The sequence below is a fragment of the Pseudomonas sp. 10S5 genome (assembly GCF_035019745.1).
Lineage (GTDB): Bacteria > Pseudomonadota > Gammaproteobacteria > Pseudomonadales > Pseudomonadaceae > Aquipseudomonas.
Map to the genome: position 1 here is coordinate 1 of NZ_JASJVL010000020.1, position 25,940 is coordinate 25,940.

The following is a 25,940-nucleotide window of genomic DNA, read 5'->3' on the forward strand; positions in this document are numbered from 1 at the left end:
GTTGCGTTTTGGGCGGGGTGGATCGGGGGTGATTTTTGTCATCTGATACATCTCCAGTGTTTAGTGGAGCTGCCAGACATTGCGACTAAACAATGGGTGGCAGCTGTGCACAGGTTAGTCGACCGGAACACTGGAGACCCGGCGCACCCGAGGGCGCCCTGCGCACAGCCACCATAAAGCTCAGGCGATAAAAAAGCGCCTGGCTAAAAGTGACGCTTGTGCGCCAGTGTGTGGGCGGGCGACTAAACCCGGCCGCTGATTTTGCAGCGACCCACGAAGGTTAGCGTCGGCCCCGAGCAAGCGCAACCGCCAGACTATGCCTTCAGGCGTTTCCGGGTGAATAAGTCTCTGTCCTACGCGGCTAAAGGATTTGTCTTACCGTACTCTGGTGACCCTAATTCCGAGCACAAAAAAGCCCGCTCAGATCATTCAATCTGGGCGGGCTTAGGTGGCGAGGGATGCCAGCGGTGTGTCAGATCTCAATTCAGTTTCTCAATCTCCGGCATCACAAAATTCTTAACGATATAAATCGAGCCCTTTTCACTCAGGTGCCCGGAGTCGATTTGCAGCAGTGAGTTGTCTCCCTGCAGCCGCACCAGGCAAGAGTCTGCGACGCATAATTTGTCGATCAGCGAGACGAAGTCGACGGCGTTGTGGTCGATGGAGCTTTGGGTGGCGCGGTCGGCGATCATGACGCTGCGGTCGAGGGCGGCGTCGGTGATGTGGGAGTCGTTGGCGCCCCAGTGGCGGTTGGCGATAACGCTGGGCAGGGACGGGCTCCATTGCGGCAGCGGGCCCATGAGGACCACGTGTTTGACGCCGTAGCTTTTGAGCCGTGCGGCGATTAGGTCCCAGTGGGTTTTGTCGTGTTCGTCTTTTTGCGCGATGACCACGATGTCGGGTTTGTCGGCCTTGATGCTTTCCAGTGCGGTTCTGTTGGAGTAGTTGCAGGTGATGCGCGGCGGTGTTTGCAGGCCGGTGTCATCGGTCAGGCTCGGTTTGCACGCGGCCGAGGTGACTTGGTAGAACGGCGTTTCTTTGGGCAGCAGGGTTCGTAGTCCCAGCGACAGTGCTTGAGCGTGGGAATCGCCCCACAGGAAGACGCCGCCTTCGCCGTGTTTTTGCGTGCAGGACGGGTCAATCGCTTTTTGTCCGCGCTGGGTGAAGGCGGAGAACGCGTCGCACTTGAGCCAGTAGGTTTCGTAGAGGTTGTTTTGCCGGTCGGCGTAGTCCTGAACGAAACGTGCCTTGTCCGAGATACTGATGGCGCGTAACGGTGTAACAGCGCCTTGGGTCGCTTTGACCGCCGCGCCTGCGGCGAATACCAGCACTATCAAGCTGCCGACGGTTGCGAACTTCCAGGGGCGTTCTGGCTTTTTCGCTGTTGAGCTTTTTTCGATAAGCGTAAACGAAGCCAGGCCCAAGGCGAATGAGGTGGCGATTCCGAGCAGCGCACTACGGGTGTCGTTCAAGTACCCGGCGTAGCTCATGAACACCACCACCGGCCAGTGCCACAGGTACAGGGAGTAGGAAAGCTTGCCGGTCCATTGTGAGAAGGGGTTGTTGGTCATGAGCGAATCTTGCCGCGCCGAGACGATCACCAATAAGGTGCCCATCACCGGCAGCAGCGCCAGGTAGCCCGGCCAGACGTCTTTTTCGGACAACACGAAAAAGCTCACCAGCATCAGGCCTACACCCACCGCTTCCAAGACCCGTTGCGGCAGGCCTTTGAGTTTGATCGGGAACAAACAGGCAACGCCGCCTGCCAATAATTCCCAGGCGCGGGCGGGCAGTAAATAGAACGCCGGCTCCGGCCATTTGAACGACACGTACACGCAAGCGAGAAAGCCCAGAATGCTCCCGGCCAAGACGATCCAGCGCAGCACATTCAACGTGACTAGCCTGCTCAGCAACAGCAGGACAATCGGGTAGATCATGTAAAACTGCCACTCCACCGAAAGGGACCAGGTGTGCAGCAGCCATTTTTCGTGGGCGCTAGCGGCAAAGTAACCCGCTTCAGACCAGTACACGAAGTTGGAAAATAACCCCAGGCTACTGGCGACGTGTTTGCCCAGTTCGCTGTATTCCAGGGGCAGCAGGTAGAACCAACCGAATGCCAGCAATGCAAAGCACATCGCCGCCAGTGCGGGGATAATTCGCCGGGCGCGGGATGTGTAGAAGGTGATCAGGCCGAAGCCGTTTTTTTGCAAACCCCGGAAAATGATGCCGGTGATCAGGTAGCCGGAAATCACGAAAAAAATATCAACGCCCGCATAGCCGCCGGGCAGCCAAGCCGGGTTGAAGTGGAACAGGATGACGGCGATCACCGCGATCGCGCGTAGTCCATTGATGTCTTTTCGAAAGTCCATGGCGATTCGGTTCCAGAAACGGGCTGCAAGCTCAGCAAGTGATACTCAGCGTTCAACCATCCCGTCGGGGGCGTTCAGGCTGATGATTTTCGGAAAGTTGGTCAGGGTCACGGAGGCAGCACAGCGCTCGCCGTTGCAGGTCCACGATGAATCTGTGTCGATCTGCCCTTTGGTTGCGTGCGCGGTGTCGATGAGTTGCAGCTTGCCGGTAAGTTTGGCCTTGCTGACTACGTGTTGTTCTTGAGCTCGACCGCCCGCCCAGGCGACCACGATGTGGTCTGCACCTTTGTTGAAATACAGCAGGTATACGTCGTTGACCATGGTGCTGGGGTCAGGGTCATAGGTGTAATCGCGAACGAAGGGGCTGATGGCCTTGAGCACTTCGTAGCCGGGTTTGGGGTCCAGATTGTGTTCGAGCAGACCGAAGTTGTGTTCCTGATCGGTCTTGTCCAAGCCATCGTTGGCCAGGTCGTACCACCACATGCCCTTTAGGCTCGGGATGGTCCGGGCCAGAAAAAATGTCCGCGCTATGTAGGATGCAACCGTTTCTGGGGTGTTGCCGCAATCGCCGGTGTGGGTCGGCCAACTGACTTCGGTCAGGTAGATCGGAATTTCTTTACCGGCTTTTTCGTTCACATGCCGGACGTAATCGCGTACCCAGTTGGTCCAGGCTTCTGGAGTGTTTTGCCCCTTGCCAGCGCAGTGCACGTAGGGGTGAATCGACAGGCCATCGATTTGGTCCAATATTCCGGCATCGATCAGCCGGTCGGCGAAACCAAAGTTCATTCCTTCAGGTGTTACGGAGCCCGCGAGGATTTTCGCGTTAGGATCGTTCTTGCGAATCAGCGGTACCGTTTCTTTGACCAGGGTGGCGTAGTCGGTGGAAAGTTTCGGATCTTTGGGGCCTTCTAGATCCCACTCGTTCCAGATCTCCCAGTAATCGACTTTGCCCTGCAACTGGCGGGTCACGTAATCGACGTATTTCAGATAAGCCTTTTTGATCTCTGGCGTGCGTGGCTTGAGGTTGCCGTGGAAGAGGGTGCTGTAATCTAAAATCGTCAATGTCGTCAGTTTTTTTGCTTTGGCGGTGGTCAGGTAGGTGCGCCATGGCGGCACGATGCGATATTGATTGGGCGACGGTTCGGCCGTTGACCAATACGCATCGTCCTTGAGGGCCGTGATGCCCGCATTCGAGACCATTTGCAGGGCTTTCACCGGAGACGCTTCGTAGTTCATCAAATGTGTGCCCACGCCAACTATAAACGCATCGGCGGCTTGGGACGCGGCGCAGAACAGGGTCATGGAAAGGAGCAACCCATAGGCGGATATGTTGGTTTTCAATCGCATATCAATACGCTCTCATCGCAGTTCCGGAAGCTCGGAAAGTTCACCCAAACCGTGGGCTTTAGTCGTCACAGTGCTGGTAGCGGCTGAGCTGTAAAGCACTCGCCCGATGGCCACGCCCATAAACAGGTTGGAGAGGGTGATCTCGAACATGTCAGTGGTCCAACTGGTCAGGCAGATGCAGATGCTGATAGCGAGTAGGGCGTTGTCCAGACGTGAAGTTTTATCGCGCAGCATAAAAAACAATGGAATTTGCATGGCATACAGCGCGAGGCCGACAAAGCCAAACGTTGCCCAGAGATACATGGCGCTGCTGTCCGATCCGGTCAATATTTGTGCGCCGGGCACCGGGAATAACACTTGGCTGCTGCCGAACATGCCCAGACCCGCGCCGGTCAAACTCCAGCCTTGCCAATACAAGTACTGGGCAACGTGTGGCCAGGTGTTGATCAGGCGGTCGTAAAGCGAGGTCAGGGAACGGTCGCCGCTGGTGATGTTGTTGGGATCGAAATCAAAAGCCACGCCAATGATGGGCAGCAGGAACCCAATCGCAACTAAACCGACAAACAGGGTGGCGCTGGTCCAGCGTAAGCGGCTTAACGCCATGACCCCCAGCGTCAGGGCGAAGGCCGCGGCCGGTGCTTTACTAGTAGTCAGCACGATGGCGTAAAAACCCACGGCGGCGATGATGCAGAACAGAATGCGCGAGCGGGTAAACATCGCCAGATAAAGACTGAAGATCGCAATCACGATCGACAGCGCGTTGGATACCCGAGTAAAACCCGCGAGCCGGTCAAACTCATCGTCAGCCCAAGCGGTGTTGCCCACCAGCTCAGTGTTACCCACCAGGTAGCTGTAACCTTTCCACGGGACCGTGGTGTATTTGTCCAGTAACAGCCCTATTAAAGACAGAATCAGGCACACGCCAATTACCCAGCCCAATAGTCGTTTGCGATGAAGTATGTGTTCGCTGCACACCGCGCCGAACAGCAACGGGCTGAAGCCGAACAGGCTGAAGGCAACGTTGGTAAAGCTGGCGCCGTGCAGCATGGCCAGTGCGCAGGATACCAATAGCATTAGCAAGCCCACCCAGAGCACGCGGGAGGCTTTGTAGGTCAGCAACTGAGCCGCGAACAGTATCAGGCAGGCAATTTTTGGCAGGTACAGCAGTGGCGAAATACCCACTTGGTCGAAGTAATAGCGCATCGCACCGGCCAATGTTTCAGACACGATCAGGCTGATGGCGACCCAAATAATCAAGGTGGATTTGTTGAATGTCAGAATCGACGGACGTTCAGTAGGGCCGAGAGCGGGTGTCGACATCATGGTGGTTTGCCCTCTCAGGAGCTTAGAAAAATAATGGCGTGACGTGAGGCTAAGCGGTGCGGTAGATAAAAACGCAGGCATAGCTACCGCCCATCGAAAGGCCGGAGTGGGGCGGTCGACTGGTTAAAGCGGGCGTTATTGCGCAGCGGATAGCGGTATATCAACGTCACTTTAAAGCGCTGTCAAATCAATTCGTCAAATTTTTAGCGGTTGCTGTTTTTATAAGCACTAGATGCTCATTAAGTAATTGATATGCCTAGATAGATAAAAAATTGACGCGATTTAAATGTACGTTATTAAACGCTTAATTGGGTGCTTCTATGGCTCGTTTAATTTACAGATCTGTAAAAACGGCTGACGCTTTAACGTGCGTCAACCGTTCAACCCCATAACGCTAATCAGTTATAGCGGCGTTTATCGGGGGCCGGCGGGAAATACTGGTAGAGCCAGGTTTCGCTTAGGGTTCTGTCGTGGGTCCGAATGAACAGGCGTAATTCGACAGGGGCCACCGAGTCGCTGTTGGGGTACCAATCAAACGTCACTCGATAGCCCTTGATGTCTGGAATCACCAACACGTTGAAGTCTTTCACTTCACCGCCCGACACGGTAACCACCGGTTCGATGCGGGTGCCTTCGGGCAATCGGTCCAGGCCACCCCCGGTGAAATCGACCGCAAATCGGCGCGCCCAGACTTCCGGGTAATGCTCGCCCGGCGCCCAGCCTTCGATGAAACCGCCCATCCCGGATCGGGTGGCACGCACCTGTGCCAGTGGCGTGCTGACCGGGGGCAGGGCGCTCCAGTAGAGTTTGTAGCCAAAGTTAAGGGACGAACCCGCCGTCACAGGGGCTTTGGGCGTCCAGAACGCGACGATGTTATCCAGGGTTTCCCCCGTGGTCGGGATTTCCAGCAGGTCGATCGAACCCTCGCCCCACGGGGTAGTGGGCTCGACCCACAGGCTTGGTCGTTGGTTGTACCAATCGACGGTGTCCTGATAGCTGGAAAACTCGTGATCGGTCTGTACCAGGCCAAATCCCTTGGGGTCTTTATCGGCGAATGCGTTGAATTGCAACGTTGCGGGGTTGTTCAGCGGTCGGCAGATCCACTCACCGTTGCCGCGCCACATGGCCAGGCGGTCAGAGTCGTGGATCTCGGGGTGAAGAGTGTCGCACATGTGCCGTTCGTGAGTGCCGCAACTGAACATGCTGGTCATGGCCGCAATGCCCAATTGCTCGATGTCTTTGCGGGCGTTGATGTGGGCGTCGATGGCCATGACCACTTGGTTGGCCTGACAGTCGATATCGAAACGGTAAGCGCCGGTCGCGCTGGGGGAGTCGAGCAAGGCGTACACAACGAATCGAGTACTGTCCTTGGTCGGCGTCTCAAGCCAGAACCTGGTGAAATTGGGAAATTCTTCCTTGCGTTTGGCGTAGGTGTCGATGGCCAAGCCACGGGCGGATAGGCCGTATTGCCCAGAGCTGTCCACGGCGCGGAAGTAGCTGGCGCCGAGAAACGACAGAATGTCATGGGTCGCGATTTCCGGAGCCTTGAACAACTTGAACCCGGCGAAGCCCAAGTCACCCTTGAGCTGGGATTTATCGACGCCGCTTTTGTCGTAGTTGAACATTTGCGGCCGGAAGTGAACCTCCCGCGACTCATTGGTCTGGGGATCGACGCTGTACATGCGGATCGGCTGTTTGAAGCCCATGCCGACATGGAAAAACTGCACGTCCAGTTGACCTTTGTTGTCGCCCCACAAAGAGTGCGCCGGGTCGTATTGGATGGCATTGAATTGTTGGGGCGTCATCGTCCCCAGGGTCGGCGGCAATTGTTCATTGGTGTCAACGAACGGCGTGCTGGCCAGTTGTTTGGCGGTGGTTTGCAGGATTGTGAAATCGAAATGCTCGACGTCGCCATCAGCCGTGGCTGCGAAGGCCCGCGCTGCAAGCAGTCCCGTTGCGGGTAAGCCTGTGTAGGCCGCGAGAGCAAGTGATGCTTTCAGAAGATTCCTGCGATTCATAACGATGGAGCCTCTAGGGAATGCTGTGACGCCCTGCACTTGTGCGTGCAGACGCATACAACTACCCCCACTAGATAACAAAGTGGACAACCTGTTCGCTACCGGGGGTAAAAAAATAGTAGAGGTGTATAAAAAAGAAGGGGTAGGAACCGATTTTTTGCAGCGAGCTGGTTCGCAGTGCATCGCGAGGCCACCCGCGATGCTGACTGGCCAATTAAAAGTGCTCGGTGAAACCTTACGGCAGCCCCGTATTGTCAGCTGAAGTGGGGTAGCGTCAACCGCCGGAACCTTTTTGCGGCGAGGGGTCGCAGAGGTACGTAGTCGATGGGAATTTGGCGTCTGAATTGAAATTGATACGCGCGCCTCTGACAGTCACAGCACGTGCGTCGGCTTTGATGAACAGCGTTTGGCCGCTTTTAAAGGTAAGCCGGTGGATTTGTTTATCGTGCTCGTGGCTTATTTCATGACGGACTAGATCCAGTAAATTGCTTAACCCTAAAAACGATCCAGGCTCATTAATGGTCAGACAGCTTGTGTTACCGGTGTCTGAAGTACATTTGGGGATACGGAAATCCCAATGTTTTTTCATATTGGAGGCCGTCGTATATCGGATGAGCTGAAGAATATAATCATTGAAACTTGTTACGGCAAGTCGCTTATTCATTGAATTTGTAACCGTAGCTTAGAGCCAGGATTCAACTTCTTTAAGTAACGGCTTTTAAATACATAGGAGATTTCCGATTTTATTGTAAGACGCGCCACATATATAAAATTGACGTCATTTTTTCTACGTATTCTAAAAGCAGTAAAATATAAATCTATTTATCTCCCTCTACTTTGCACTCAATGATGGACTGCTCTAGGATTTCTCCGACCTATGGCCGTCAGGCTCAAATACAGCCCACTCAGTAGTTCCACTAAACGGAAAATTCATTAAAGGAAGGAACGCCCTTATGGCCCAAGACAAACGATTTCATGCACTTGATAGTTTCAGGGGCGTGTGTGCCCTCGCCGTTGTTGTTTACCATCTGCACCTTGTGGGCAGCATCACCGAGCTTCAATTTTTCAGTAACGCAGACCTGTTCGTCGAGTTTTTCTTTGTCCTGAGCGGTTTTGTCATCACCCACGCCTATGGCTCAGGCGCCCGTATCGATTTTCGAAAATTTTTTATACTGAGAACTTTTCGACTACTTCCATTACATGTGTTTATGTTGGGTGTGTTCATAGTGTTCGAATTTCTAAAGCTTCTGGCGTCGCATAAAGGTTTTACGTTCAACAAAGAACCGTTTACCGGGCAGTATTCATTATCGCAAGTTCTGCCCAATTTTTTCCTGATACAAGCGTGGACTCCGCTAACGGAAAACCTATCCTTTAATTATCCCTCCTGGAGTATCAGTATTGAATACTACATGTACATGATATTTGCCGCGGTTGCGTTTTTTTGCGCGGGCTATAAAAAATTTGTCTGGTGCGCCCTCTCCGTGGGCGCTTTCGTACTGCTATATAACAATGCCGGTGTCTTGACTGAATTTGCTTATAAAGGGCTGTCGTGTTTTTTTGCGGGGGCGTTGTCGTACAGTGCGTTTGATCTGATAAAAGAACGGGTTCGAATCAACTATTGGATGTATTCACTTCTTGAAGTTGTTTCGCTGTTGCTGATTGTCGTGACCCTCAATTCGGACCTGACTCAGAAAACCATCGTCTGCAGCCTTTTATTTTGCTGGACAGTCACGTTATTTGCCTTTGACGCGGGCGTGATATCGAAGCTGCTAAAAACCAGAATGTTCAGCTTTCTCGGCCGCCTCTCTTACTCGATCTACCTCACGCATGTCGTTGTACTCAGCGGCCTGATTCTGGTTTTTTTGGTCTTGGAGAAAAAGACCGGGTTAACGTTGGCGCCGATGATGGGGGATGTCAGGTACATTGATTCCGGCAGTATCCTGGTCAATAACCTGTTGGTGGCCTTGATACTCCTTTGCGTTATCGCGATTTCATACGTGACCTATACGGTCATTGAGGTTAACGGTCAGAAAGTGGGCCGTTATCTGATAACCGCAAGGTTGAAAAAAGTACCCGCCACTGTTTAGCGCTTTTAAAACAGGCTCAGTTCGTCCTTAGGAGCAACGCTGTAAGATTCGAAATATTTTGAACAAAAATTTCACGCCCTTTGTTATATCATAACGCTAGCTGGGCCGAGCCCATGTGCGTCTCCATTATGAGTAAGGTCTGGGGTGTCAATGCGGGTTGATCTGGATGGTGAAAGCGTGGGGCTTGATAGCTTGCCGCGCTTTCAAAGGGCTGCGTTCCATGCCCTTCGGTTGCAGCGGTTTGGTTACGGGTTGGCGGCATTGGGCTTATTCAGCTTCGTACTGGCTATGTTCGCGATGCTTTTTTCGCCTGCCACGCTCTGGTCTGCGGTTCTGATTAATAACGCTGCCGCGTTGTGGGTGTTGGTGGCTGGTTTGCAGTCTGCGTATTGGATCGCCCGTTGGCGTGCACAAACGCTGGCTGCTGCAAACCTTTCATCGGTGATCGAACCGTTGCCGATTGACGCACAGTCCAATCCAGAAGAACCCGCCGGATGGTATGAGCGCCTGTCGAGTCGCATCAACGGCAGCAGCGTATCGCTTCTGGCGCAGGTGGGGCTGCCGACGATATGGTTGGGCGGTTGGGCGTTGCTGGCTATTTTGACGGTGAAATGGACCTGGAACCTGAGCCTCGTCGGATCAAGTGTCGGCCCCATTGGCAATATCGTCGGCACCGTTGCACTTTTGATCGCTTTCGGATTACTGGTGCTGGAACGCCAATTGGCCCACGAATTACCGGCTGAGTGGCCTGAAGCGGCACAACTGGCGCAACTGACTCGAGTCGCTATTGCCTGCTTGTTGCTCAGTGCAATATGCCTGTTTTTTTCCACGCCTTCCCGCATCTGGCCTGCCCGACTTGCCGTATTGACCGGTCTACTGCCTGTTCTGGTAGCGTTTGAACTATTGCTCCGCGGGGTCATGTCGCTGTTCAGCCCGCGCAACGAGCGGATTGAGCCGAGACTCTTGGCCAGTAGTTTTGTCGCCGGCCTGCTGCGTTGGCCGCCGCAGCCTTTGTTGGCGCTTGAGAACGAACTGCACAACCGTTTCGGCATCGATCTGCGCCAGATATGGGCATTTACCTACATGCGGCGGGCCTTTTTGCCGGTGCTGGCGGTGGTATTGGGGCTGGGCTGGTTGCTAAGTGGTGTACATGAAATTCCGATGCAGGGGCGAGGTATTTACGAGCGTTTCGGCAAGCCAGTGCAAGTTTTCGGTCCGGGCTTACACACCGGTTTGCCATGGCCTTTTGGGCGCGTGTTGGCGGTAGAAAACGGCGTTGTGCATGAGTTGGCGACCAGCGTTTCGGAGTCAAACGCGGTCGAGCAGGTTCTTGAGCCTGCCGAAGGCCCGGCGCCACTTAGTGCTAATCGTCTGTGGGACGCCAGCCATATCAACGAGAAGTCCCAAGTCATCGCTAGTAGCGCAGGCGACAAGCCTGCCTCCCAAAAGCAGAGCTTTCAAATCGTCAATATGGACGTGCGGTTTGTCTATCGAATCGGCTTGACCGATCAGGCCGCAATGGCTGCGACTTACAACAGTGCTGACGTTCCAACGCTGATTCGTAGCACCGCGAGCCGGATATTGGTCCACGATTTTGCGTCGCGGACGTTGGATGAACTGCTCGGCGAGCAAAGGGCCGCACTGTCTTCGGACATCGGTGACGCTGTGCAAGCGGACCTGAAGAAGCTCGACAGTGGCGTAGAAATTTTAGCGACAGTCGTCGAGTCAATTCATCCACCCGCGGGGGCTGCTAACGCCTACCATGCGGTGCAAGCGGCGCAGATCGGCGCTCAAGCGTTAATTTCTCGGGAGCGGGGCGCAGCCAGCGAGCAATCGAACTTGGCCGAACTGAACGCCAGCTTAGCGAAAGACAACGCCTCTGCGGCGGCGCGTGAGGTTCTGGCCACGGCTCAAGGCGCAGACCTTCGCTTCAGCGCCGAGCGTCATGCTTATGACCAGGCTGGCAAAGCGTTTTTACTGGAGCAGTACCTGACGCAGCTAAGCCATGGTTTGGCCCACGCCAAATTACTGATCCTTGATCACCGGCTCGGCGGCGACACCGCCCCGACCATCGATTTGCGTACTTTCACGTTACCGGCAGACCCATCGGCGCCGAGTAAAGCCGCCCATTCAGGAGTCGTCCCTTGAGTCTGTTTCATTCACACGATCATCACGATCACTCGGACGATGACCACGGTCACGCCGGACATCACCACGGCCATCAGCATGGCGATACGTCCACTCCTGCGGCTTTCCCTTGGCGCCGAACCGCGCTCGCCGTTTTACTAATTGCCTTTGCAGTAGCGGCGGCTAGCCTGGTGCAAGTGCGTTCGGGCGAAGCGACGGTGATTACCCGCTTCGGCAATCCTTCTCGCGTACTTCTTAATCCGGGCTTGAACTGGCGTTGGCCAGCACCGTTCGAGGCCACGATTCCGGTTGATCTGCGGTTGCGCACTACATCCAGCGGTCTGCAAGACGTGGGTACACGTGATGGCCTGAGGATTGTCGTGCAAGCCTACGTCGCCTGGCAGGTGCAGGACGATCCAGACAATGTGCAGCGCTTCATGCGCGCCGTACAGAATCAGCCAGATGAAGCAGCGCGGCAAATCCGTACCTTTGTTGGTTCGGCGCTGGAAACCACGGCGGCCAGTTTTGACCTGTCCAGCTTGATCAATACCGATGCCAATCAAGTAAAAATCACTGAGTTTGAAACTCAGCTGCGCCACCAAATCGAACAGCAATTGCTCTCCACCTATGGCGTGCGCGTCTTACAGGTCGGCGTCGAGCGTCTGACCTTGCCGTCGGTGACGCTGAACGCAACCGTGGACCGCATGCGCGCCGAACGTGAAACTATCGCGACTGAACGTACGGCTGTAGGTAAACGCGAGGCGGCGCAGATCCGGTCGGCGGCGGAGCGTGATGCACGTATCGTAGAAGCCGACGCGACGGTCAAAGCAGCGGATATCGAAGCGCAATCGCGGGTAGAGGCTGCACAAATTTATGGCAAGGCCTATGCCGGATCGCCTCAGCTTTATAACTTGCTGCGGTCCCTGGATACATTGGGCACGATGGTTACGCCTGGGACTAAACTGATTCTGCGCACTGACGCAGCTCCGTTCCGCGTATTGGTTGACGGACCGCCAACGCTGGACGGTAAAAGCGGATCGCAACCATGAGTGAAGTCGTCACTGAGCGGCCTCCGGTCAATAGTCCTTGGTTGCAGGCGAGCCGTTTGGCTTTTCTCGGTTTGTACGGCGTGACCTTGCTGGCTGCACTGGGGTGGGCGTTGTCCAACGTTCGCCAGATTGATCCGCAGAACCGTGCAGTAGTTCTGCGTCTCGGAGCACTGGAGCGTATTCAAAGCGCCGGTTTACTCACCGCGTGGCCGCAACCGTTCGAACAAGTCGTGTTATTGCCGTCGGCGGATCGAGTGATTGAGCGTCGAGTCGAAACATTGCTGCGCTCAAAGCCTGCCTTGGACGCTGACCGAATCTCAAGCTTCGCTGCGCCAATGAGCGATGCGTTGGCGGGCTCAGGGTATTTGCTGACCGGCGATGCTGGCGTGGTGCAGCTCGATGTGACGGTGTACTACAAAGTCACCGACCCGTATGCCTTTGTCCTGCAGGGCGAACATGTTTTGCCTGCGCTGGACCGTCTGGTCAATCGCAGCACGGTGGCGCTCACCGCCGCGCGAGATCTGGACACAATCTTAGTGGCACGTCCAGAGATGGTCAGCCCGGACAGCAAGTCTGCCGAACGTCGTGAGCGCCTGCGCGGCGATCTGGTCCGAGGCATCAATCAGCGCCTGGCGGAGTTAGCGGCCACAGGCTTAGGAATAGGTATCGAAATCGCTCGAGTGGACGTGCAGTCAAGCCTGCCGGCTTCGGCTGTGAATGCATTTAACGCAGTGCTGACCGCCAGCCAACTCGCGGATCAGGCGGTGGCTAATGCCCGCACCGAAGCGGAAAAACTCACGCAAACTGCCACACAGCAAGCCGACCGCACCGTGCAAGTGGCGCATGCCCAAGCGTCTGAGCGCTTGGCTAAAGCCCAGGCGGATACGGCGACGGTGACTAGTTTGGCGCAGTCGGTTCGTGACAAAAGTGATCCAGGACTGTTGATGCGGATCTATCGCGAGCGCGTGCCAAAAATTCTTGGCCAGGCCGGTTCCGTGACCACGGTCGACCCCCATGACGATTCCCACCTGATTATTCAGGGAGCAGAAAAATGAGTGCCCACGCTGCGACGACTGAACCTGAGTCAACCCAAGCCCCGGTCAGCATGCTCAGCAATGCCGAGCAACGAAGTGCGGCTCGGCAATTGACCTTGGCGATGCTCGCTTTGGGTTTGTTGGGGCTGGGGCTTGCCTGGAGATTTTTCGTACCGGGGCAGACGGGTGTTAGTCAGCTGCTGCTGGGCGCTGCGTCTTTACTGGTCGCGGTGCCAGTGGTCAGCGCTGGTTGGCACAGCCTGCGTTACCCCAGCCTGCATGGCATCACCGATCAACTGATTGCGCTGGCGATGCTTGGCGCATGGGCCACCGGCGATTTAATGACCGCCGCTTTATTGCCGATCATCATGATCTTTGGCCATGTGCTGGAAGAGCGTAGCGTCATCGGTTCCCAGGAAGCCATTCAAGCCTTGGGACGGTTGACCCGAAGCCATGCGCGCCTGATAGAAGCGGATGGCACGGTGCGCGAGGTAGATAACTCGGTGCTGGTTGCGGGTGATTTAGTGGAAGTTCGCGCCGGTGACCGGGTGCCAGCCGACGGCGTGGTGCGCTCTGGACAAGCGAGCCTCGATACGGCCCCGATTACCGGTGAGTCGGTGCCACTGGAAGCGCGAGTTGGCATCGAAGTCTTCGGCGGCGCGATCAATCTCGATGGCCTGTTGCGCATCGAAGTGACGCGCATCGGCAACGAATCGACCTTGGGCAAAGTCATTGCCCTGATGCAAAGCGCCGAACGCTCCAAGCCGCCGATTACTCGACTGCTGGAACGCTACGCGGGAAGCTACATGGTGCTGGTGTTGATGATTGCGGCGGTGACTTGGTTTATCACCAATGATGCACAAGCGATGCTGGCGGTGCTAGTTGCGGCCTGTCCATGCGCGCTGGTGTTATCGGCGCCTGCGACGGCCATTGCCGGAATCGCGGTGGCGGCACGTCACGGTATTTTGATTCGCAGTTCGGCGTTTCTCGAAGAGCTGGCTGACTTGACGTCATTGGTCGTCGATAAAACGGGGACATTGACCTACGGCACCCTTAGGCTGCAATCGATTCAAACGGTGTTGACGCAGCAGGCTACATTGTTGCCGCTGGCGGCGAGCCTCGGTTCGGCCAGCAGTCATCCTGTAAGCCGCGCATTAGCTGGCTTGGTGGAAAAAGATCAATTATTGGTACTCACCGACATTCATGAGCGACAAGGGCTTGGCGTTGTCGCTAAAACCGAACACGGCCTTGCGGCGCTCGGGCGCCCGGAGTTGTTTGAACAACTGGATATCAGCACCTCGCCGGTCCCGAATCACGATGGCCCGATTGCAGGGATTGCAGTAGATGGTGTGTTCCTGGCTTGGCTGTTACTGGCTGACAGCCTAAAGCCCGAGGCACGACAGGCGCTTGCTGAGTTACGTCAGTTGGGGTTGGGCCGTCAATTGCTGCTAACCGGTGACCGCCAAAGTGTGGCCGACAGCCTGGCGCTTGAGGTCGGTATCAGCGACATCGAAGCCCAGGCGCTGCCCGAAGACAAGCTCAACCGGGTGATGGGCGAAATCAGCAGCGGCTTTCGGCCAATGGTGGTGGGCGACGGCATCAATGACTCGTTGGCGCTAAAAGCTGGAGTGGTGGGCGTGGCTATGGGGGCGGGTGGTGCAGATATCGCACTGGCCTCAGCGGACATCGTTTTGATCGGCAGCGACCTCCGTCGATTGGGCACCTGTGTGCGATTAAGCCGCCAGTGCCGTCGGACATTGCATGTCAATGTGATCATCGGTTTAGGATGGACCTTGGCCATTGTCGCGATGGCAGCTTTCGGTCTTCTTGGCGCTGCTGGTGCGATGATCGCAGCGTTGCTGCACAACCTCAGCACGTTGCTGGTCCTCGGAAATGCTGGCCGCTTGCTACGTTTTCAGGAGCCGCTACTAAAGTTGGAGACTAAGCCAGAGGCCTGACAGCATGGGCCTCTTACTAAGAATGTTGTGCTAGACAGATCTGTTAAGTATAAAAATTTGCTTGAGCTTTTTAGAACTCCGTTACAAATTAGCAGTCATTCTTGGTGGGGGTGTTCCATCGCCGGCTGTTTGGACTACCCTTTTCCTGAGTTTCTGGATAGAGGGTTTACTCAATGCTCGCGCAACTTCCAACAGCCTTGCAGAATCTTCATCTGCCGCTACGGCTGAAACTGTGGGATGGCCATGAACTTGATCTAGGCCCGATGCCCAGTGTCACCATCGTGGTGAAAGACCCGCAACTGGTGTCTCAATTCACGCATCCTAGCCTTGATTTACTGGGTAGTGCCTTCGTTGAGGGCCGGTTGGAGCTTGAAGGGTCCATTAGCGAAGTAGTGCGTGTCTGCGACGAGCTGACCCAGGCATTGGTTGATGATGACAGTCCTTATTTGCCGGTTCGCTCTGAACATGACAAAGCTACCGACGCCGCTTCGATCTCTTACCATTACGACCTTTCCAACGAGTTCTACCAGCTCTGGCTTGATCAGGAGATGGTCTATTCGTGCGCGTATTTCAAGACCGGCAAAGAAACTCTGGAGCAAGCGCAGCAGGACAAGTTTCATCACTTGTGTCGTAAGCTCCGGTTGCAGCCGGGGGAATATTTATTGGACGTAGGCTGTGGCTGGGGCGGATTAGCGAGGTTTGCTGCCCGCGAATACGGTGTGAAAGTGTTCGGTATTACCTTGAGCCAGGAGCAATTGGCGTTAGCTCAGGAGCGAGTGTTGGCAGAAGGCTTGGAAAATCAGGTTGAGTTGGTGTTGCTTGATTACCGTGATCTGCCGCAAGACGGCCGCTTCGACAAAGTCGTCAGCGTGGGTATGTTCGAGCACGTGGGTCACGCGAATTTGGAGCTGTACGCAAAGCGTCTGTTCGGTGCTGTCCGTGAAGGTGGATTGGTGATGAACCATGGCATCACGGCCAAGCACACCGACGGTCGTCCAGTAGGGAGGGGGGCGGGTGAGTTCATTGAACGCTACGTTTTTCCTAACGGTGAGTTGCCCCATGTGTCGATGATCAGTGCGTTTATCAGCGAGACGGGTTTGGAGATCGTTGACGTTGAAAGCCTGCGGCTGCATTACGCACGGACTCTCGAACACTGGAGCGAGCGGCTTGAAGCGCGGCTCGATGAGGCGTCGGAAATGGTGCCGGAGCAGACCCTGCGCATTTGGCGCCTTTACTTGGCGGGCTGTGCGTATGCGTTTGCACGGGGCTGGATTAACCTTCATCAGATACTGGCGGTTAAACCGTTTGCCCATGGCGGCCACGGCCTGCCCTGGACCCGAGAAGATATTTACGTATAAGAGCAGCAACGGGGTCTTTGGACCCCGTTTCGCGTTTTACCGTTTAGAGAATCGGTGAGACCAGGCGCGCAACACGCATACCGAGTTGCTGAAAGCGGTGGGTTTCTTTGCTTTCTTCGAGTGCGATTTCCCGGGCCAGAGCGAAGTCGGCGTTGAGCATGACCTCAACCTGGCTAGCAAAATCGCTGTCAACGGTTAGCAGCATCAATTCAAAATTAAGCCTGAACGAACGGTTGTCCATGTTGGCGCTGCCGATGGCGCTGATTTCACTGTCAACCAACACCACCTTTTGATGCATAAATCCCGGTTCATAGCGGAAGATGCGCACGCCCGCGCGTACCGCTTCGAAGGCAAACAGGCTAGAGGCGGCATAGACGACGTAGTGATCGGGACGTGACGGTAGCAATATTCGCACATCTACCCCACGCAGGACCGCCAATCGCAGCGCCGCGAATACGGCTTCATCGGGAATGAAATAAGGGCTGGTTATCCACACGCGTGTTTGAGCCGCGTAAATGGCTTCAACAAAAAACAATGAACAGGTTTCCTGTGCGTCCGCCGGACCGCTGGCCAGTAACTGGCATAGCACGCCATCTTCGGGGTAGGTCTCAGGCAGGATCAGCTGGGGTAACTGGCGGGTAGCCCAGAACCAATCTTCAGCAAACGATTCCTGTAAACATGTCACCACCGGACCGACAATCGAAACATGGGTGTCGCGCCACGGGGACAGCGGCGGTTGTTTGCCTAAGTATTCGTCTCCGACGTTATGACCTCCGACGAAGCCGCGTGCGCCGTCCACCACTACAATTTTGCGGTGATTACGGAAGTTGATCTGGAAGCGGTTTAGCCAACCGCTGCGAGTAGCAAACGCTTTGATTTGTACACCGCCATTGCGCAGTGTTTCGCTGTAGCTTGCGGGCAGTGAGTGGCTGCCTACGCGGTCATAAAGAACGTAAATGGCGACCCCTTCCGCTGCCTTTTCCAGCAGCAGCGTTTGCAGGCGTCGACCAAGGTCGTCGTCGTGGATGATAAAAAATTGAATCAATACCGCTTTTTTGGCGCCGCGTATAGCGTCGAAAATAGCTGTGAAGGTTGCTTCACCGTTGATCAGTAACGCCACTTCATTATTTGCCAGGCAAGGCATTCGTCCCAGCCGTGGCATAGCCCGCAACGAGGCATATGCCCCTGAGCGCCTCGCCGTTACGGCTTCTTCAATCCATGGCCGCCAGTTTAGAGTGCCAATGGCTGTACGCATTTCCCGGTTGGCTTGACGCCGCGCTTTGATATAGCCGTCGAACGTGCTGCGCCCGAACACCAAATAGGGAATGAGGGTGACGTAGGGAATGAAAATAAGTGGCATGGCCCATGCGATAGAACCTTGCGCAGTGCGTACAGTCAGCAGTGCGTGGATGGCAGCGATGAGGCCGAGCAAATGGGTGAAACCGATCAAATAGCCGACGAAAGACGGAATGTAAAAATCCATGCGTAACCCTGATCCTGTTTTTTTTAAGTCTCTAACAGACCACAGCACGTGGTGATTGTCGCGATTTTATTCTGGTTGCAACTGGCAGGCGCTTGCATCGTCTAACACTCATTGTCAGGCTGGCGCTTAACCGGTCGCTTTCATTGAGGAATTTGCAGATGAATAAATGTTTTTTGGTTTTGCTGTTTTGCCTGGGTTCGCCGCTGGCTCAGGCTCAGATGCTGCAACCGGGATTGTGGGAGCTGACCACCAGCAATATGCAGGTGGATGGGCAGCCATTACCCGATCTGCAATTGATGTTGAATCAACTGAAAAGCCTGGCGCCGGATCAACAAGCGATGATGGAACAGGCGTTGCAGAAGCACGGTGTGAACCTTGCCGGTAAAGGCGCGCAGGTTTGCTTGACTCAAGACCAAGTCAAGTCGGACAACATCCCGCTGACAGACCCGAAGTCTGGTTGCAATCAGCAGATCACCGATCGAAACGGCAAGACTTGGAAATTTCGCTTTAACTGCCCTAAAGCTCAAGGCACTGGTGTGGCGACATTCCAGAGCGACCGTGAATTCAGCACCTCCGTTGTCGGGACGTTCAACGCTACCGGTGTGCAACAAAATGGCAGTATGGACACCAAGGCCGTCTGGCTTGGGCCTCAATGCGGGGTGATTAAGCCGAGGACTTGAGGTTGGGACGATGCCTTGCGCCAGTTTGGAGTGCTCGCAGCGGTTAACGACGTAATTTACGCCTTAGATGTGATCACCGCCGCCCGTATAGAACCAAGGCAACGCGCACGGGGGAAATCATCAGCCCAAGGTGGAAGTGGGCGCGCTTGGGCGGTGACTCCCTGAGAAGCGCTATGCGGTATTCCGCTGCCAACTGCTCTTGGCAACAGCGTCGTGAGCATGAAGACTTTCAGCATGACTTACCTTCAAATTAAACGCTGTTACGGCGGGGGCTTTTTTCAGCGCTAGCGTAAGTCTTCGCGCCGCATCCTCACAAAACATCAGGTTCTGGCCATTTGCCAACGCAAAGGCTTGTTCGTCGACGCGTTTAACTGCAGTTTGCACGGCAGTGCCAAGAGCGGCTTCTACTCGATCTATAAGTTCCTCCAGCGCAAACTCACTGGTAGATGGCTCTAGGTTCACACGCATAAGAGCACTGCTGCGCTGGCTATGCGGCGTGGCGACGATGCCTTGTGAGGTTCCGAGCCACGACAACAATTCAGCATGATCCAGCGGCTTATCGGAGAAGTCAGCGACGAATTGCTGCTGAATCAACTGTCTGGCCAAAGCCGCTGAACATGGGCATGTTGAGGAATAACTGATTTCAAACTCAAGTTCCACGTGGAACACATGATTTTCTATACGGGCACAAATTTCGAATGGGTAAGATTTCCAACCCGAAAGCGCACTGATTAGCGCCGGTCGTTGAATCAGCAGTTCAGTCCTGATACGTATGAACGCACTGTTTGATAGCCCTTTATGTGAATGCAAAAAATGCATCAACAGCCGATGCAGCAGCGCTGGAGTAAGTTCTTCGTTTTCTAGAGTATCGAGTGCGAGATAAAGCCGTGACATATGTATGCCGCGTGTTTGATGAGCATCAAGACTCACCCCGGCATCAGCTTTGGCGCTAAGGCGTTGGCCTTTTAATTTGATAGGCAGCGCAATGCCGCACATGCCCACCCAGTCTAGTGGAAAGGCTTGATCCAGAGCTTGCGCGGCAATATCCGGCATGGTCAACGCGTTCATTAAAGGTCCGCCGTCACAAAAAAAGTCATGTTATATTATAACGGTTAACTCAACGATGCCTTTTTGAGCCTGGATGCTCTCCCTATTTCTACGGTAGACCCCATGCTCCGACGTAAAATGTTGCTCAACCTACTAGTGGCCAGTGCGGCCTTGGCGTTACCGTTGAGTGCATCTGCTGCTCAAATTCGTAATGCACGCTTATGGCGAACAGGCGACAAACTTCGCTTGGTGTTCGATCTCAGTGGTCCAGTCAGGTATAAGACCTTCACCTTGAGCGCGCCGGAGCGTCTTATCATCGACCTTAGGGGTGCGCAACTGACCGGGGACTTTAGCCAATTGGCGCTGACGGATACCCCCATTAGATCAATTCGTTCAGGGCATTTTGGTCAAGGCGACACGCGCATCGTGTTGGATCTGAATACTCCGGTCCAGCTAAGTAGTTTTTTGCTAGGCCCGGAGGGTTCGCAGGGTCACCGGCTGGTGTTGGACCTTGGCAGCGCCGTCCACGTCCCTCTCCAGATAGCGGCTGTGGGCGCAATTACGCCGCCCGAACAGCCGTCGCCACTGCGAGGCAAGGGCCATCTTAAGCGCAACATCATAGTGGTGGTCGATCCGGGTCATGGTGGAAAAGACCCGGGAGCCGTTGGCTCTAAAGGCCAACGAGAAAAAGACGTTGTGCTGTCCATCGCTCAATTGCTCGCCAAGCGCCTAAAGCGCGAGAAAGGGTTTGATGTGCACCTGGTGCGCAACGACGACTTCTTCGTACCGCTGCGTAAGCGGGTAGAGATTGCTCACAAATTCAATGCTGACATGTTCATTTCAGTGCATGCCGACGCTGCGCCACGACTCACTGCATCGGGCGCCTCGGTGTATGCGCTTTCAGAAGGCGGTGCCACCTCTGCCACAGCGCGTTTTATGGCCCAGCGCGAAAACGGCGCCGATCTGATCGGTGCAAGGAGTCTGCTTGACCTCAAAGACAAAGACCCGATGCTGGCCGGGGTCATTCTCGACATGTCGATGAACGCAACGATCGCCGCCAGTCTGCAACTGGGGCGCACGGTGCTTGGCAGTTTGGCTGACATCACATCGTTGCACCAGAAGCGCGTGGAACAGGCAGGTTTCGCAGTGCTCAAATCGCCGGATGTACCCTCGATTCTAGTCGAAACCGGCTTCATCTCTAACGTCCGCGATAGTCAGAGATTAGTCACGGCGCGCCATCAACAGGCAGTCGCCAATGGCCTTTTTGAGGGATTACAGCGCTATTTCAAACATAATCCGCCCATTGACTCTTACATGGCGTGGCAACAAGCACACAAGCAAGGGGAGGTATGAGATCGGGCGTTATCGGCAACCGCCCATGCGATTGCAAGTGAATTTGCTGCGTTTACCGTCAGAGCTGGAGACCCGGGTGATGGTCGTCCAGCCTACGCGCTGGCTGTAACCAATCCAGGTGTCGCCGTTGGACGCCAAACCGGTGAAGAACGTCAGCATGCCGTATCGACTATTGGTTTGTGCCCACAGGCGATTGCCCTGGACTTCAAATCCGCGGACGTAGGACGTCGAACCCGCCGTCGCGACGCTGTAGTGATTGCCAAGCGCATCGCTGCACGCGATCAGATTCGCGCTCTGGGAGCACCGGGTCGTTTGCGACTGCATCTGGGTCGGGGCAGCATGGGACGGGGCACTTACTAGCAGCATGACGGTCATCAAAGTAATTAAAAGGTGATTCATCCACGCGGCCTTTGTTTAACAGATTAACAATTCTGTATTGTTATACTATAACATTCGTCAGCCGGCGCTCGCTTGGTGGCTTGTGCCCGATGAGGAATATCTGATGCCCAACCGTTTACCCGTTACCGTACTCTCTGGATTTCTAGGCGCCGGTAAAAGTACATTGCTCAATTACATTTTGCGCAATCGCGAGAATCTCAAAGTCGCTGTAATCGTCAACGACATGAGTGAAATCAATATCGATGGCGGTGAGGTTCAACGCGATGTCAGCTTGAATCGCGCAGAAGAAAAACTGATTGAGATGAGTAACGGTTGCATCTGCTGCACCTTACGCGAAGATCTGCTTGAGGAGGTCAGTCGGTTGGCGCAGGACGGTCGTTTTGATTACCTGTTGATAGAATCCACCGGAATCTCTGAGCCACTGCCGGTGGCAGAAACGTTCACCTTTCGCGATGAGCAAGGTAAAAGCCTGGCCGACATGGCGCGGTTGGACACCATGGTGACGGTGGTAGACGGCATGAATTTTCTTCTCGATTACCAGGCATCTGAAAGCCTGGCGACCCGTGGCGAGACCTTGGGCGAAGATGATGAGCGCTCGATTACTGATTTGCTGATTGAGCAGGTCGAATTCGCCGACGTGATTTTGATCAGCAAGATTGACCTGATCAGCAGCAGCGAACGCCAGGAGTTGATCGCGATTCTGCATCGACTCAACGCTCAAGCAGAGGTTATCCCTATGGTCATGGGCGAAATTCCGTTAAAAAAAATCCTCAACACCGGGCGGTTCGATTTCGAGCGGGCTTCGCTTGCGCCGGGTTGGCTTAAGGAAATGCGCGGCGAGCACATACCGGAAACTGAAGAATACGGCATCGCCTCGACTGTTTACCGCGCACGTCGGCCGTTTCATCCTCAGCGTTTTTACGACTTCATTGACCGTGAATGGATCAACGGAAAATTGCTGCGCTCCAAAGGCTTTTTCTGGCTCGCGAGCAAACACCAGGAAGCCGGGAGCTGGTCGCAAGCCGGCGGGTTGATGCGCCATGGTTTTGCCGGGCGCTGGTGGCGGTTTGTGCCAAAACAACAATGGCCGCAGGATCAGGAGAGTGAGGCGACGATCATGCAAAACTGGGTCGAAAAAACCGGTGATTGCCGTCAGGAGTTAGTATTTATCGGACAGCACATCAACTTTGCCAGGCTCGTAAACGAATTGGACAGCTGCTTGCTGACCGATGCGGAGATGGCTCTGGGTGCCGAGCAATGGCGTCTGTTTACCGACCCTTTCGGCCCATGGCATGAAGAGGATGCCGCTTGAGGGTGATAGCACCAGCGGGTTACGGCGTTAGCCACTGCCCCTGACTTTGCCCTTCACAAAAAGGCTTGAGGTAGTGCGCATCAGTGGCCACGCCGTAATAGTGAATATTTTGGCGATAGGGCATATTGGCGACTTGAGCATTGCTGCATACGCCGAAGGCGCCAGCGGGGCATTGTTCGACAAAGGCGACGTTGACTTTCTGCCCGGCAAATTGCGGTTGGCAAAAGCCGTCGTGAAACATCTTCATCGGAATGGTGCGGTTCTCTTGGCAAACTTTGACGTCGAGCCGTTCGGCTTGGGTGTGAACCACGCAGGCTTCAGCCCACGCCTTACTCGTCATCAGTAATAGTGTCGCCATCCAGATCACGCGCATCGTTTACCCCGTATCTTCACTCTAAAGAAATCGGCCATCATGTTGCAGAACATCCCAACCCACGTCATCGCCGGTCCTTTAGGCGCAGGCAAAACGAGCCTCATCAAACAGTTACTGGAGCAAAAACCGGCCGGTGAGCGTTGGGCGATCTTGATCAATGAGTTCGGTCAGATCGGCTTGGATGCTGCGCTGTTGACCACGGCCGCCGATGGTATCGCACTTGGCGAGGTCGCTGGCGGTTGCCTGTGTTGTGTTAACGGCGCACCTTTTCAAATCGGCTTGGGTCGTTTGCTAAAGAAGTCGCGACCGGACCGACTGTTGATTGAGCCTTCAGGGCTGGGGCATCCGGCGCAGTTAATGGAACAACTGCGTGAGCCGCCGTGGGAAGGCGTATTGGCGCTTCAACCTGGCGTGATGGTGCTCGATGCTGCCGCCATGGCGGCGGGTCAGCCTTTGCCGGATACCCAGCGAGCGGCGTTGGACGGCGCGGGTGTGCTGGTCATGAATAAATCCGCAGGTTTGGGTTCAAGGGAACGCGACACATTGGCGGGCCTGTTGCCCCACGGGCGGTTGTTCTGGACGGATCAAGGCGTCCTGCCGCTGGCTAATTTGCCCGGTGTCGATGCACACGCTTACGGGGCTGCGGGTAACTTCACCGCACCCAAAGGGTTAGCACAACTTCCGGCTGTATGGACTGACCCGCGTCAGCCTATTTGCCTGAGCCAAGGTCAGCCAGAAGGTTGGAGCATTGGTTGGCGTTGGCACCCAAGCCAACAGTTTGAATTGATGCAAGTGCAGCAGTGGCTTAATAGTCAGGCATGGCGGCGAGCCAAGCTGGTTGTCCACAGCAACGCAGGTTGGTTATCGGGAAATGCACTGGACGGCGCTGCAGTCCACTGGCAAAACAGCGAATGGCGTCGAGACTCGCGCCTGGAGCTGATTTTCAATGATCCTCAGGACGAGGCGGCGCTGCAAGCGGGGCTGGCTGGCTGCCTTATCTAGCCGCGTTACAACTTGCGCTTTATGTGGTTTTCACGCCATTCGCTCATTTCAATCACGATGGCGCTTGGCGGTGGGGTTTTGATCTCAAAAGGATAGGGCGCCAGCTCAATTTGCGCGGTATGTGCGCCGAACATCGTAATCGTGCCGGGGTGACGCTGCTCGCCAGTCACGGTGAATTCAAAGTTATACACACGAGCCAGACGCTTTCGGCCATTTGCGTCGCGTGCAAACGTGAGACGCCGCAATGCCACGTTTCCATCCAACAATTCGATGTCAAGTTTGGCGCAGTGCTGCTTGACTCGCGCCAACGCGCGCTCACGCAAACCATGGGAATGCCAGAGCCACGCGGCGCAGGTTGCCAACACCATCAAGACAAAAAGGTTACCCAGCGTCAGCATGAAAGTGTGCTCCACCAAAGGACGCCCAGCTTAACTGGGTCTGACGATTTTCGGCCATACCGCTCGACTTAAATTTCGTTCAATCGGATTCCCGTTCATCTACTGTTAAGGCGCTTCTTCCTTAATTTCCTGATAACGAATTTCAAGCTCTTGACGCAGTTGACGTCGTTGTTTGGCCTGAACGTAGCGGCGCTTGTCTTCGCTGTTGGCAGGTTCAAGTGGTGGCACCTTGGTCGGTTTACGTTGATCGTCGACCGCTACCATGGTGAAGAAGCAGCTGTTGGTGTGCCGAACCGAACGTTCACGGATGTTTTCGGTGACAACTTTGATTCCGACTTCCATCGAGGTATTGCCGGTGTAGTTGACCGACGCCAAGAAGGTCACCAGTTCGCCCACGTGAATAGGCTCACGAAAAATGACCTGATCCACCGACAAGGTCACTACATAACGCCCGGCGTAACGGCTGGCGCAGGCGTAAGCGACTTCATCGAGGTATTTAAGCAGTGTGCCCCCGTGGACGTTACCGGAAAAATTGGCCATGTCCGGGGTCATCAATACAGTCATCGACAGTTGGGCGTTTCCGGGTTCCATAGCGTACTCACGGATGGGGTGTTTCAGAAGTGCGCCTGATGGTGGCGCTCACGTTCTTAAGTCATGTGTATACAGCACTACTCTGGACGGCGGCGAGGTGGCCGCCGTCACGTAAGTTTGCGTATAAATTTCTACTGAGTTACACCCAGCCGATGCCGTCCTGGCATTGCGCCGCAACGGCATTCTGATGTGGTTCAGCTTTCCAGCCAAACGTCCCGGGCCCAGTGCCAGACTGACTCCCAGCTTTCTTCAGTGACCAGCTCTTCATCAGCGGACCACTGCACCACGGTGCCGTCCTCTTCCACGCAATAATAATCGTCGCCGTCCTGACAAATCGGGATCAACTCGCGGGGAACGCCAATGTCCCAAGCGGTTGCGCATACTTCTGGCAGATAGGTGTGCGACTGCGGATCCATAACGGTGACCGGTTCCAGGCTGCCATAAACTACGTCGCTTACCGTCAGCAAAAATTCCTTGAAAACGAAAGGAATATTGATAAACAGCTGTTCTTCGATTTCTACCAGAACATCGTCGTCAGGCAATTCGAGGGGCACCGGTACCCGTTCGTTCTTTTCACGCAGCTCTTCAATGACTTCTTCCACGACCTGGATCCTCTAAACTGTTGGCGCGGG

General features: G+C 55.0%; 22 protein-coding genes. 10 read left to right on the forward strand and 12 right to left on the reverse strand.

All coding sequences use genetic code 11. From position 1 onward, the window contains the following. Positions 1-479: 479 nt before the first annotated feature. The 5 genes from QN378_RS19320 to QN378_RS19340 form a co-directional block, all read right to left on the reverse strand. Complete coding sequence (locus tag QN378_RS19320) at positions 480-2,369, reverse strand: acyltransferase family protein (protein WP_323551021.1); 1,890 nt, start codon at positions 2,367-2,369, stop codon at positions 480-482. Between the two features lie 45 nt (positions 2,370-2,414). Continuing rightward, positions 2,415-3,716, reverse strand: coding sequence for a hypothetical protein (locus QN378_RS19325; protein WP_323551019.1), 1,302 nt, complete (start codon positions 3,714-3,716; stop codon positions 2,415-2,417). A gap of 12 nt (positions 3,717-3,728) precedes the next feature. Further along, a complete protein-coding gene (locus QN378_RS19330) occupies positions 3,729-5,039 on the reverse strand; it encodes a hypothetical protein (protein WP_322206061.1) in 1,311 nt (436 codons plus the stop codon). Positions 5,040-5,437: 398 nt separating this feature from the next. Next, the gene (locus QN378_RS19335) at positions 5,438-7,057 is read right to left on the reverse strand and encodes a glucan biosynthesis protein D (protein WP_322206973.1); all 1,620 of its coding nucleotides are present in this window, start codon (positions 7,055-7,057) and stop codon (positions 5,438-5,440) included. Between the two features lie 274 nt (positions 7,058-7,331). Continuing rightward, positions 7,332-7,721 carry a hypothetical protein gene (locus QN378_RS19340; protein ID WP_323551018.1) on the reverse strand — a complete coding sequence of 130 codons (390 nt, stop codon included), beginning with the start codon at positions 7,719-7,721 and terminating at the stop codon, positions 7,332-7,334. Between the two features lie 289 nt (positions 7,722-8,010). Between QN378_RS19340 and QN378_RS19345 the strand changes: the two genes are divergently transcribed. From QN378_RS19345 to cfaB, 6 genes are all read left to right on the forward strand, one after another. Next, positions 8,011-9,144: an acyltransferase gene (locus QN378_RS19345; RefSeq protein ID WP_323567418.1), complete on the forward strand. Its 1,134-nt coding sequence runs from the start codon at positions 8,011-8,013 to the stop codon at positions 9,142-9,144. A 150-nt stretch (positions 9,145-9,294) separates the two neighbouring features. After that, positions 9,295-11,292: a protease modulator HflK gene (locus tag QN378_RS19350; protein WP_322206064.1), complete on the forward strand. Its 1,998-nt coding sequence runs from the start codon at positions 9,295-9,297 to the stop codon at positions 11,290-11,292. Beyond that, positions 11,289-12,320 carry a protease modulator HflC gene (locus QN378_RS19355; RefSeq protein ID WP_322206065.1) on the forward strand — a complete coding sequence of 344 codons (1,032 nt, stop codon included), beginning with the start codon at positions 11,289-11,291 and terminating at the stop codon, positions 12,318-12,320. Before QN378_RS19350 ends, QN378_RS19355 begins: the two co-directional genes overlap by 4 nt. Continuing rightward, entirely contained in the window at positions 12,317-13,375 is a 1,059-nt protein-coding gene (locus QN378_RS19360; RefSeq protein ID WP_322206066.1) for a protease modulator HflK, read from the forward strand. The genes QN378_RS19355 and QN378_RS19360 overlap by 4 nt, the downstream gene beginning before the upstream one ends. After that, positions 13,372-15,312 carry a heavy metal translocating P-type ATPase gene (locus QN378_RS19365; protein WP_322206067.1) on the forward strand — a complete coding sequence of 647 codons (1,941 nt, stop codon included), beginning with the start codon at positions 13,372-13,374 and terminating at the stop codon, positions 15,310-15,312. Before QN378_RS19360 ends, QN378_RS19365 begins: the two co-directional genes overlap by 4 nt. A 173-nt stretch (positions 15,313-15,485) precedes the next feature. Then, on the forward strand, positions 15,486-16,670 hold the full coding sequence (gene cfaB / locus QN378_RS19370; RefSeq protein ID WP_322206068.1) for a C17 cyclopropane fatty acid synthase CfaB: 1,185 nt from the start codon (positions 15,486-15,488) through the stop codon (positions 16,668-16,670). Positions 16,671-16,713: 43 nt separating this feature from the next. Here cfaB and cls read toward each other — a convergent pair whose 3' ends face one another. After that, complete coding sequence (gene cls / locus QN378_RS19375) at positions 16,714-18,153, reverse strand: cardiolipin synthase (RefSeq protein WP_322206069.1); 1,440 nt, start codon at positions 18,151-18,153, stop codon at positions 16,714-16,716. Positions 18,154-18,311: 158 nt separating this feature from the next. Between cls and QN378_RS19380 the strand changes: the two genes are divergently transcribed. Then, positions 18,312-18,833, forward strand: coding sequence for a DUF3617 domain-containing protein (locus tag QN378_RS19380; RefSeq protein WP_322206070.1), 522 nt, complete (start codon positions 18,312-18,314; stop codon positions 18,831-18,833). 171 nt (positions 18,834-19,004) lie between these two features. On the opposite strand, the gene folE2 is transcribed toward QN378_RS19380, so the two are convergent. Continuing rightward, entirely contained in the window at positions 19,005-19,901 is an 897-nt protein-coding gene (gene folE2, locus QN378_RS19385) for a GTP cyclohydrolase FolE2 (RefSeq protein ID WP_323548762.1), read from the reverse strand. A 102-nt stretch (positions 19,902-20,003) separates the two neighbouring features. Between folE2 and QN378_RS19390 the strand changes: the two genes are divergently transcribed. Further along, on the forward strand, positions 20,004-21,233 hold the full coding sequence (locus QN378_RS19390; protein ID WP_322206072.1) for an N-acetylmuramoyl-L-alanine amidase: 1,230 nt from the start codon (positions 20,004-20,006) through the stop codon (positions 21,231-21,233). Positions 21,234-21,242: 9 nt separating this feature from the next. Here the strand turns inward: QN378_RS19390 and QN378_RS19395 are convergent, their stop codons facing one another. After that, positions 21,243-21,632, reverse strand: coding sequence for a glutamine synthetase (locus QN378_RS19395; protein WP_322206073.1), 390 nt, complete (start codon positions 21,630-21,632; stop codon positions 21,243-21,245). A 103-nt stretch (positions 21,633-21,735) separates the two neighbouring features. Between QN378_RS19395 and zigA the strand changes: the two genes are divergently transcribed. After that, positions 21,736-22,944 carry a zinc metallochaperone GTPase ZigA gene (gene zigA, locus QN378_RS19400; protein ID WP_322206074.1) on the forward strand — a complete coding sequence of 403 codons (1,209 nt, stop codon included), beginning with the start codon at positions 21,736-21,738 and terminating at the stop codon, positions 22,942-22,944. 19 nt (positions 22,945-22,963) lie between these two features. On the opposite strand, the gene QN378_RS19405 is transcribed toward zigA, so the two are convergent. Further along, positions 22,964-23,317: an NADH:ubiquinone oxidoreductase gene (locus QN378_RS19405; protein WP_322206075.1), complete on the reverse strand. Its 354-nt coding sequence runs from the start codon at positions 23,315-23,317 to the stop codon at positions 22,964-22,966. 39 nt (positions 23,318-23,356) lie between these two features. Here QN378_RS19405 and QN378_RS19410 point away from each other — a divergent pair, with 39 nt between their 5' ends. Further along, on the forward strand, positions 23,357-24,319 hold the full coding sequence (locus QN378_RS19410; protein WP_322206076.1) for a CobW-like GTP-binding protein: 963 nt from the start codon (positions 23,357-23,359) through the stop codon (positions 24,317-24,319). Positions 24,320-24,324: 5 nt separating this feature from the next. On the opposite strand, the gene QN378_RS19415 is transcribed toward QN378_RS19410, so the two are convergent. The 3 genes from QN378_RS19415 to QN378_RS19425 all read right to left on the reverse strand — a co-directional run bounded on the left by QN378_RS19415 (position 24,325) and on the right by QN378_RS19425 (position 25,910). Further along, complete coding sequence (locus QN378_RS19415; protein ID WP_322206077.1) at positions 24,325-24,717, reverse strand: DUF3301 domain-containing protein; 393 nt, start codon at positions 24,715-24,717, stop codon at positions 24,325-24,327. A 105-nt stretch (positions 24,718-24,822) separates the two neighbouring features. Then, positions 24,823-25,308 carry an acyl-CoA thioesterase gene (locus QN378_RS19420; RefSeq protein WP_322206078.1) on the reverse strand — a complete coding sequence of 162 codons (486 nt, stop codon included), beginning with the start codon at positions 25,306-25,308 and terminating at the stop codon, positions 24,823-24,825. A 194-nt stretch (positions 25,309-25,502) separates the two neighbouring features. After that, positions 25,503-25,910 carry an SMI1/KNR4 family protein gene (locus tag QN378_RS19425; protein ID WP_322206079.1) on the reverse strand — a complete coding sequence of 136 codons (408 nt, stop codon included), beginning with the start codon at positions 25,908-25,910 and terminating at the stop codon, positions 25,503-25,505. Positions 25,911-25,940 lie beyond the last annotated feature (30 nt).